The sequence below is a fragment of the Mesorhizobium sp. ES1-3 genome (genome assembly GCF_020164795.1).
GTDB lineage: Bacteria > Pseudomonadota > Alphaproteobacteria > Rhizobiales > Rhizobiaceae > Mesorhizobium.
Genome location: NZ_JAIUGW010000050.1, coordinates 1 through 10,721, shown reverse-complemented (window position 1 = coordinate 10,721; position 10,721 = coordinate 1). Strand labels below are relative to the sequence as shown.

The following is a 10,721-nucleotide window of genomic DNA, read 5'->3' as shown; positions in this document are numbered from 1 at the left end:
GCGATCGTGCGCCTCGTCGGCGCAATCCTGCTCGAACAGAACGATGAATGGGCAGTGCAGCGGGCCAGATATATGACCCTGGAAACGATCAGCCAGATGAGCGATGATCCCCTCATCAGCCTGCCAGCCGTGGCGCGCTAATCAGCCCGGCCCATGCCGGAGAGCACGGCGACCAATGCCGCCAGCTACACCACCCAGAGGGACACGATCCGATTGGCTGGTCGGACGTTATCCGCACAATAGAATTCCGCACATGGTTTCCGTACGTGAAACTATCCTCGGATCGCTATCCTGGCACCACATACGGCGATGTACGGAAATCCGTCGTTTCCTGAACATCATGATCGACGCTTTCTAGAAGACGAGGCTAATCGGTTGTCACATCGATCCGACTTGAGGTCTCATTGTCCGATGCGGCCATCACCCACACGATCTTGAAGCAAAAATATTCGCTACTTCTAATATAATAGATCACAAAAAGTTGATGGCGCGTTTATTTATTTTCACGCTTCGGTGATTGCTACCGCAGCTTGCAGTGGTGAATAAGTGAAAAACAAGTAACCCAAGTGTTGTTTGCCGGGGGCAAGTGGGGGCAGTCACGCCTATAGTCGTGCGTCTGGACAGTGGTGTCATTTGCTTGACACTGATTACGCAGTATTTGCGCCGGCCGGCCGATCCCGACGCCATTCGGCATGACCTTGGTCTGGGCGAACGGCTTGCCGATCGCGTCGACATCGTGCGGTCGGCAAAGCGGCTGAAGCTCAAAGCGAGGATCGCCAGGCCGTCACCGAAGCGGCTCGATCGGCTGCCGCTGCCGGCGATCATCGAGAAGACCGACGGCAGCTTCGCTCTGCTGGCGGCACTCTCCCCGGGAAAAGTGCTGCTGCAGGATCCGCAATCGGGCGCGCCGCAAGAACTTGCGCGGGCCGACTTCGAGGCGCTGTGGAGCGGCTATGTCGTGCTGGTCACCAGCCGCGCCTTCGCGCAAGGCTTTTCGCGGCGCTTCGATTTCTCCTGGTTCATTCCCGAGATCATCCGCTATCGCTGGATCTTCGCTGAAGTGCTGCTCGCCTCGTTCTTCGTGCAGTTGCTTGGCCTGATCTCGCCGATCTTCTTCCAGCTGGTCATCGACAAGGTGCTGGTCCACAACGGCCTGACGACGCTTGAAGTGCTGGTCGTCGGCCTGTCTCGATGTTCGAGGTTCTGCTCACCGGCCTGCGTACCTACACCACCATCCACACCACCAGCCGCATCGACGTGGCGCTGGGCGCAAAACTGTTCAACCATCTGCTCGGCCTGCCGATCGCCTATTTCGAGGCGCGGCAGACCGGCCAGACGGTGGCCCGCCTGCATGAGTTGGAGAACATCCGCGCCTTCCTCACCGGCTCGGCGCTCACCGTGCTGCTCGACGTTCTTTTTCTTTTTGTCTTCCTCGCGGTGATGTATCTTTACAGCCCGTGGCTAACCCTGATCGTCATCTATTCGATCCCGGCCTATGTCATCCTGTCGATGGCGGTGACGCCGGAGTTCCGCCGCCGCATCGAGGAAAAGTTCAACCGAGGCGCCGAGAACCAGACGTTCCTGGTCGAATCGATCGTCGGCGTCGAAACGCTGAAGGCGATGGCGGTCGAGCCGCAGATGCAGCGGCGCTGGGAGGACCAGCTTGCCGGCTATGTCGGTGCCGGATTCCGCACCGCCAGGCTCGCCAATTTCGCCTCCAACACCGCCCAGCTGATTTCCAAGGCGGTGATGGTCGCCACCATGTGGTTCGGCGCCAAGGCGGTGGTGGCCGGCGACATGACGGTCGGCCAGCTGGTCGCCTTCAACATCATGGCCGGTCGTGTTTCCGGCCCGGTGCTGCGGCTGGCACAACTGTGGCAGGATTTGCAGCAGGTGCGCATTTCCGTCGATAGGCTGGGCGACATCCTCAACGCTCCGGTCGAAATATCAGGCGGCAGCGGGCAGGGTTCGCTGCGCAAAATCTCGGGCCATGCCGCCTTCGACCACGTCACCTTCCGCTACCGCCCCGGCGAGCGCGAGATCTTGAGCGACGTCTCGTTCCAGACCGAGCCCGGCGAGATCGTCGGCATTGTCGGGCCGTCCGGTTCGGGCAAGAGCACCGTCGCCAAGCTGTTGCAGCGGCTGCATGTGCCTGAGCGCGGCCGCGTGCTGGTCGACGGTGTCGACCTGGCGCTGATCGATCCGCGCAGCCTGCGCCGCCAGATCGGCGTCGTGCTGCAGGAGAATATTTTGTTCCGCCGCACTGTGCGCGAGAACATCGCGCTGGCCGACCCGGCACTGCCGCTAGAGCGCGTCATCGAGGCAGCAAAGCTTTCCGGCGCGCACGAATTTATCCTGCAGCTCAAGTCGGGCTACGACACGGTGCTGGAGGAGCGTGGCTCCAACCTCTCCGGCGGTCAGCGCCAGCGCATTGCCATTGCCCGCGCCCTGGTCACCAACCCGCGCATCCTGCTGTTCGATGAGGCGACCAGCGCGCTCGACTATGAGTCCGAATACATCATCCAGCAGAACATGCGGCTGATGGCCAAGGGACGCACCGTGTTCATCATCGCGCACCGGCTGGCCGCACTTCGCGATGCCACGCGCATCATGACCATCGAGGCCGGCCGCATCACCGAGCAGGGCACGCATGACGAATTGCTGAAGCTCAACGGCCGTTACGCCCAGCTCTACCGGCTGCAGGCCGAGCAGCGCCCGTCCACCCAACCACAGGCGGCGGAGTAGACGATGGGGCGCTATTGGCAAGCCGTGAAAGAAGGCGTGGCGCGCGAAGGCGAAGCCAAGCGCCCGAAACTCAACCGCGACGAACGCGCCTTCCAGGCCGCCGCGATCGAGATCCTGGAAACGCCGGCCTCGCCGGCGGCGCGGATCTTCTCCGCGCTGATCATGCTGTTTGCCGTCGGCGCCCTTGCGTGGTCGTGGTACGGTCGCATCGACACTTATGCCACCGTGCAGGGCAAGCTGATCCCGATCGGCAAGGTGCAGGTCATCGAGCCGCTGATCACCGGCACGGTCAAGGCGCTGCATGTCAGAGCCGGCGACCATGTCGCGGCGGGCGATATGCTCATCGAACTGGAGCCGGCAGAATACGCGGCCGAGCGGCAGAAAAATGCCGGCAACCTTGCCGCGGCGCAAGTCTCCAAGGCGCGGCTCCAGGCGCTGATCGATGCCGTGGCTGACGGCACGCCTGCGACAGAGGCGGCGTTCGTCGCGCCCGAAAATGCCCCGGCGCCGCTGGTCGCGTTGCAGCGCCTGCAGATGCGTCAGTCACTGGCCGCCTATCAGTCGGAACAGGACAGCCTCGAAGCCGAGATCGCGCAGAAGCGCATCGAGATCGAGCGCGCCGGCAAGACGTTGGTTGAGCGCCGAAAGCTGGTCCAGCTCGCCGGCGACAGGCTGGATGTCTTTGAGGCACTTGAAAAGCGCCAGGTCGGCATCAAGACCAGCACCATCGAGGCCCGCCAGGGCGAGCAGGACCAGTTGATGGAGACGGTGTCCGACGAGGGACACATCGCCGAACTCGAAGCCACGGTGAAGACGCTTGCCGCGCAAAAACTTGCGCGCCGCGACGCCTATCTCGACAAGGTCGCCACCGAACTGATCGAGATCGACCGCACGATCGGCGTGTCGCGGCAGGACCTCGCCAAGGCCGAACTGTTCGAGCGCGCCAGCCTGCTAAAATCCCCGGTCGCCGGCCGGGTCCAGCAGCTGGAGGTCAACACGCTGGGCGAGGTGGTGCAGACCGGCCAGAAGCTGATGGTGGTGGTGCCCGACGGCACGAAGCTCGAGATCGAGGCGATGCTGCTCAACCGCGACAAGGGCTTTGTCCATGAAGGGCAGGAAGCGCGGGTCAAGCTCGAAGCCTTCCCCTTCACCCGCTACGGCACGCTTAATGGCGCGGTGCTGACCGTCTCCAACGACGCCATCCCCGCCGGAACGCCGCAGCAGCCTTCAGCGGCCAAGGAACAGACCGCGCGCGACAGCGCCGGGCCGCTGGTGTTCCCGGTCAGGATTGCGCTGAATGAGACATCGATACGGGTCGAGGGCAGGGATGTCGTGCTGACCCCCGGCATGTCGGTGACGGCGGAGGTCAAGACCGGGAACCGGCGGGTGCTGGAGTATTTGCTCGACCCACTGATGGAGATGACGGATGAGGCGTTCCATGAGCGGTAGCCCAATCGTCTTTTGTCGGCATCGAATTGCTTGCCATCGGCCTCCCAAGAATCGTCTATTGTTATTTAAGCTGTAGTAAAAATGCATGAGGATCTAAATAAATCTATCGGAGTATCTTAAATTAAGGAGGAGATTTTGAAATGGCCAAAGAGGAAAAATACATACTAATTGGGATTGGTGTTTCTTTACCGATCTCTGTTATTCTTTTTATTATTGAATTGAAATACAGCCAAATTAGAATTTACTTCCTATGTGCGGCTGTATTCAGTTCATTTTTGATATTTTTATTTATTTTTCAGATCTCTGCAAAGAAGTTATATGGCATTGGATACTTGGAAGGAATATACAAGAATATAAAGAAAAAGTACTGATGAAAATGATGATGATATGAGCGGCGGCATATACGGTCAGGTTGGTACGGTTGGTGGGTATATTGGAACAAATGTTGATGGCGATGTGGTTGCTGGTGTGTCGCAAACCTATGTCGGACCGGATGCAATAGGGTATTATTGGAGCTATGACTTAGTTAATTTAAGTGTAATAGCAGATCCAACGAGGTGGAGCTTAGATGTATTTTCATGGTCTATGTTTGATCCATCGTTGCAGGTATCGGTTGGGGTTCCAACAGGAATTCCGTCTCCCGTAACTGGTAGCATTACATTCAGCCCCGATACCAATCAAGCAACGGTTCAGGTCGGCACGGGAGTAACTGACCTGTTAGAAGCAGGTGTCTACCACACTGTTCCGCCGATAGATCTGCCTAATTTTGATCCGACCTATAGATTTGATCCGGCAACTCCGCTGTCAGGCTTTGAGCCGGACGGTATAGGTGGCTTCGATCTCAACGATCCTGTTTATCATCTCCCGAACTATACCGACCGTTATACAGGGTGGGGCTTGGATTCGCCTAGCGAGGGGCATACCAACAGGCCGCCGTCGTCGGCACCGCCTGCTGCTGATCCACGAGCCCCAGACCGATCATCGAATCCCGGAGGGCAAGGCGGTCAACGGGGCGGAAGCGAAGCCGGCGGAAACAACAACGCTGGTGGAAGTGCAAATGCTGGGGGCTCCACAGGTCAAGGGAGTGGTAACGGCGCCAGTGGCCATCAGAGCTCACCTGGAAACAGCGGCAACCACCCCAGCACCGGTGGAGGCATAGGGGCTAGCGGCTCGGCCAGCGCTGGGACCGGAGCGGGCGGAACTGGGTCAGGCCATGTATCGGTTGGGAGTGGTGAGCGGTCGTCACCGTCATCTTGTTAGCGCTGGTTGTCGTCGTGGTCCGATCCGCGAGCGATCCGTCAGTGTTGAAATCGCTGACATGCGCTGACGCACGCCTGCGGTCACAGTCGTGGTATCGGTTTGCGAGCGCTCATAGGCGCCGTTGCCATCATCGTCGAACTGCGTCGTTGTCGAGAGACCGTCGGCACTGGTAGTGGTGCGGTTCTGGAACGCCAGCGTTCCGTCCTTGCCGTACCCGCCAAGCGTTATGGTTTTCGAGCCGTCGCCGTTGGTGACGACAGTGCTCTTGATAATGTAGCCGTTCGCATCAGAGGTGAGAATAGCGTCGCCGACGGTGCCAGTGCTGCCATCTGTCCGGGTGAATTGCGCCGTGCCGGTGATCGCTGACCCATCGGCGAATTGCTGGCCGCTGCCTGATGGCGTCAAGCCTATCGATGCAATGCCCAGAGATGCCAGCGAAACCAGTTGGCCGTCGACCATGACCTTGAATTCGGACCACCGATCGTCGCCGGCGTCGAGCTTGCCATTGTGATTGGTATCGAAGACGCTCTTCAGCGCCTCGAGGTCGCTGGTCGCCGTGTGGTCCCATTCGGTGAAGACGAACTCGCTGGAGCGGCTGATCTTGCCGTCGCCATCGGCATCGAGCACCAGCACACCTGTACCGGCATCCGCCCAGGCCGTGCGATGCTGATAGCCATCGCCTTCAAGGTCGAGGAACTGCGATGATGAGAACAGCGGATTGATGGACAAGCCGTTACCGGAAAGGTCAAGCAGGACCGGTACACCAGCGTAACTGGTATGATCGTTGATGCCACCGCCTTGATATCCGGGGGCGTTGGCATTGCCCGGGTTGTTGCCGACCACCAACTGGGACAGTTTTGGCTCAAATCCCCTTAGCCAGGACGCCACGGATGTAACAACGATCAACGCTGACGGCACCACGACGAGGACTGTTACGAATTTCAAAGTCGACGGCTCGCAACTGTCGAAATTCGTCACGGCCACAAGTGTCGACGGCAGGACCGCCACCACTCAGGAAGACATCGACGGCGTGGTCGGATTTGACCGTGTCACGATTGACGATGTTCGGGTCTTGGCTGACGCCTCGAGGGTCGAAACGGTGAAGAGAACGACGACCGCCGGCGTGCTTCTCGACAGCGTAACGACGACGACCAGTGGCGACGGACGGCTGATGACCATAATACGCGACGCTGACGGGGATGGAACCCGCGACCAGACAGAGACCACGACGAAGGCAGTCGATGGCTCGGTGACAACCGTTATCGATGACTACAGCGCCGCCGGTCACAAATCGAGCGAGACCAAGGTTGTGATCAGCGCTGATGGCCTGAAGGCGACGTCCGAATGGGATTTTGATGGCAACGGCACAGTCGATCAACGGCGTATCGAAACGGACGACTTGCTCGGCATTGCCAGCGGATATCACTCATCCAGCGTCATCGATACAGCAGTCCCCGCAGGAACCCAAATCAGCAGATTAAGCTGGGAGACATCCGCTGACGGAAACGAGCGCGTTGGAATGCAGACTGTAAACGGCAGCTCGACAGTGAATGTCTATCAAAGCGAAACGAGGAGTACGGATGGATCCGTTACCCGATTCACAGACAATTTTACCGCGTCATCAAGAGATGTTGCGCGATTGATACCAGGCGTCATCTTTTGGAAAAACAAAATTGCTTACGCATCCGCCGAGTTCGACAGCGCCGACGGCCTGACTTCGACGACATACATGGACCTCGACGGTAATGGCAATACTTACCAACTGTCGGTGGCGAATCCGGATGTCACGAATTACGAGTATAAGGCCGTTGCCCAGACGCAGATCGACGGCTCTGTCGTAACGACAATCACCGAGAAGAACAGTAGTGGTGCGGTGATTGCCAATGGCACTATGACCAGCAGCGCTGATGGTCTGACAACGACGCTGCTTAAGGACGGAGACAACAACGGAACCTATGAACACAAGGAAGTCGCAGTCACGCGTATCGACGGATCTATCCGCAAGGTTGTAACCGACTACAATGCCAGCGGCGTGGTCACGCAGACGGTGACAACGGACGTCAGCGCCAACGGTAAATCGACCTCCGTTGTGACGGCGAACACTGCGATAGGGACAGGCACCGCTGCCGGTCCATCAGGCGTCGAATTCATCGCCACCGGCGCGACCAACGACACCATCACCGGAAGCGCCGGCGATGACCATATTCAGGGCGGTGCCGGTATCGATACGCTGAACGGCGGCGCGGGCGATGATCTTCTCGATGGCGGCACGGGCGCCGACATCATGAAAGGCAACGCCGGCAACGATACCTATATCGTGGACGACGCCGGTGACCAGGTCATCGAGGCAGCGAGCGAAGGCACTGATACCGTGCTTAGTTCGGTTACCTACACGATTTCCGATGCGGATGTCGAAAACCTGACACTGACGGGGATGGCCGCGATCAACGGGACAGGCAATTCGAGCAACAACATCCTGACAGGCAATGCTGCCGCCAACCTCCTCAATGGCGGCGCCGGCAACGACACACTTTACGGCGGAGCCGGGAATGATGTCTTCATTGGCATGACTGGCAATGACACCATTTACGCCGGTACGGGAAACGACTACGCGAACGGCGGCGACGGCGATGACCAGTTTGTCTTCCAGCGCGGCGACGGTAACGATACGATCGACGACGAACTGGACGCCGTCACCACCGCTTCATCTGACATCACTGCCGCCTCGGCGTTGGGTGTTTCGGCCACCGGGATCGTCAACAGCTGGGTCGGCGGCTACTATTGGCAAACCGCCACGAACAGTCTCCTCAAGCGCTTGGAGGCGGGTAGCGATACCTTGGTTCTCCAGGGTGTAGGGGTAGGCGACCTATCGTTTTCTTGGGGAGGTGCAGACAGCGGCAATCTCCTGATTAACATTGCTGGCGGCCCAGCCGGCGACAGTGTGAATCTCATTCAGCAGCGCTTCGCGGGTCATATCGAGAAACTGGCGCTCGATGGCTTGGGCACCATGAACCTTGGTGTAGCAACGGCTGCGGGTGCCACAGTCAATGGCACTGCCTCAGCCGACATTCTGTTCGGTCTGGTCGGCGGCGAAACGCTTTGGGGTAACGGCGGCAATGACCTGATTTATGCCGGCGCCGGCAATGACGTGCTGGCCGGTGGTGCCGGTGATGACACGCTGGTTGGCGGAACAGGCAGCGACTACAGCAACGGCGAGGATGGCAGCGATAGCTATGTGTTCAGACGCGGCGATGGCAGCGACACCATCGAGGATTTCAGTCTCGTCGCAACGACCGCGACGGCCGATATCAATGCTGCACAAGCCTTGGGCGTTTCTGCCACCGGGTACACCAACACCTGGATCGGCGGCTACCTCTGGCAAACCAGCTCAAATAGCCTGCTGAAGCTGATCGCGTCCACCGGCAGCGATACGCTCGTCCTCCAAGGCGACATCACGGCTGATGACCTCACCTTCTCGTGGACTGGTGTGGGTGCCGACAATCTCCAACTTACCATCGCGGGCGGTCCAACTGGCGATGCCGTTAGGATGGATCAGCAGAAGACAGCTGTCGCAAAGATCGAAAAGCTACAGCTGGATGGGCTGGGCACGATGAGTTTGAATGTTGCTGCGTCGGCCGGCGCGACCGTCAATGCTGCCGCCGGTCCCAATATTATCTTTGGCCTAGCAGGCAACGAAACGCTCAATGGCAATTCCAGCAACGACATTATCTATGGCGGCGCCGGAAACGACAATCTGAACGGCTTCGATGGCGATGACGTATTGGTTGGAGGTGTCGGCAATGACATTCTGAATGGTGTAAGCGGCAATGACCGGTATGTGTTCCGCCGTGGCGACGGCACCGATATCATCAATGATATCAACTGTGCATTTGTCACCGGAGCGGCTGACATTAGCGCCGCGCAAGCATTGAATGTTCAACCGGGCGGCATTGTTGATACCTGGGTTGGCGGATATGCATGGACGACGCCGTCCAACGGGCTTCTGAAGATCTTTGAAGGCGGTAGTCAGGACATCCTGACGCTGGAGGGCGGAATTAAAATCGATGACCTTTCCTTCACTTGGTATGGTGCAGGCAATGAAAACCCGGCGATCGACTTTGCCGGCGGCCCATCCACGGATCGAATATATTTGGTCGAGCAAGCTGTCGCCAGGAGCCGCGTCGAAAAGCTTCAGCTCGACGGGACAGGTTCTATGAACTTCGTTGTTGCGCGCACCGCCGGTGGAACAGCCGCTGGCAGCACGCAAGCAGACGTCATATTCGGTCTGACCGGCAACGAAACGTTGAACGGCGACGCCGGCAACGACATACTCGTCGGAGGCACCGGCAACGACACGCTTGTTGGTGGCGCGGGCAACGACCAATATCGGTTCAGGGCCGGCGATGGCGCCGACACCATCATCGAATCCGGCGCCTACAACGACAATGACGAACTCGATTTCGGCTCCGGCATCGACTGGAACGAACTCTGGTTCAGCCAGCAGGGCAACAACCTGGTCATTTCTGTGCTGGGGACGACAGATAAGGTGACAGCCAACGGTTGGTTCACCGGGCAAGGCAATGTCGTCGAGACGTTGAAATCGGGCGATGGCAAGGTGCTGCATTCATCCGACGTGGCAACCCTGGTCGCGGCCATGGCCGGGTTCGATCCGGCAACGTCGCCTGGTGGAACCGGCATCCATCCCAATGATCCCCTGCTCGGCGATCCAAACCAGATCGGTTCGATCTCAAGGGCGATGCAGTCGTCCTGGATGGCAGCGTAGCTCTGCCTCGCGACTTAGAGCCGGGCCAGCAATGGCTCGGCATCCAAGATCGCCACGGTCAGGGCTCGAGGGCAAAAAGGCGCAATCTTTCGCGTGTTGGACGAGAATGGGCTCGGATGGGCGCCGATTCAACATAATGGATATTATGAGAATCCTTGAGCCTCTAGCTAGCCAATAGGTCTGGATCCGCAGTGTTGCGACGTTGATCGAGGCCCTTATCGCGGCGTTCGAGTCGGAAGACCGCTACATAGCGAGACCCACTATCGAGGAAGCGCTCTTCTACTATTGGCGACGCTCAGTCGAGAATGTGAACGCCGAAGGGCGCCTGGAATAAGGTCGTGTGCCCCGGTGGGCCGTTTTGGTCCAAAAACCAGAGCGCGAGGGGGACGCTCCAGAAAATTGTCGCCACTAGAGCGGGATGAGATTAGTTTCGGTCATATCCGGAGTTTTCGAAGTAGTGTGAGCATTCTGTCGGTGTGATGCG

The 10,721-nt window shown here is 58.8% G+C and carries 4 protein-coding genes and 2 pseudogenes; 5 read left to right on the top strand and 1 reads right to left on the bottom strand.

Annotated elements, in window-relative coordinates:
• The 4 genes and pseudogenes from LB536_RS30630 to LB536_RS30615 all read left to right on the top strand — a co-directional run.
• Nucleotides 1-141: pseudogene (locus LB536_RS30630) on the top strand (IS256 family transposase); the annotation flags it as partial.
• Nucleotides 142-586: 445 nt separating this feature from the next.
• Nucleotides 587-2,745, top strand: a pseudogene (locus LB536_RS30625) (type I secretion system permease/ATPase).
• Between the two features lie 3 nt (nt 2,746-2,748).
• On the top strand, nt 2,749-4,194 hold the full coding sequence (locus tag LB536_RS30620; protein ID WP_224599061.1) for an HlyD family type I secretion periplasmic adaptor subunit: 1,446 nt from the start codon (nt 2,749-2,751) through the stop codon (nt 4,192-4,194).
• 140 nt (nt 4,195-4,334) lie between these two features.
• A complete protein-coding gene (locus LB536_RS30615) occupies nt 4,335-4,565 on the top strand; it encodes a hypothetical protein (RefSeq protein WP_224599059.1) in 231 nt (76 codons plus the stop codon).
• An 877-nt stretch (nt 4,566-5,442) separates the two neighbouring features.
• Here the strand turns inward: LB536_RS30615 and LB536_RS30610 are convergent.
• Nucleotides 5,443-6,300, bottom strand: coding sequence for a hypothetical protein (locus tag LB536_RS30610; protein WP_224599057.1), 858 nt, complete (start codon nt 6,298-6,300; stop codon nt 5,443-5,445).
• Between LB536_RS30610 and LB536_RS30605 the strand changes: the two genes are divergently transcribed.
• A complete protein-coding gene (locus LB536_RS30605) occupies nt 6,287-10,237 on the top strand; it encodes a beta strand repeat-containing protein (protein ID WP_224599054.1) in 3,951 nt (1,316 codons plus the stop codon). The genes LB536_RS30610 and LB536_RS30605 overlap by 14 nt on opposite strands.
• Nucleotides 10,238-10,721 lie beyond the last annotated feature (484 nt).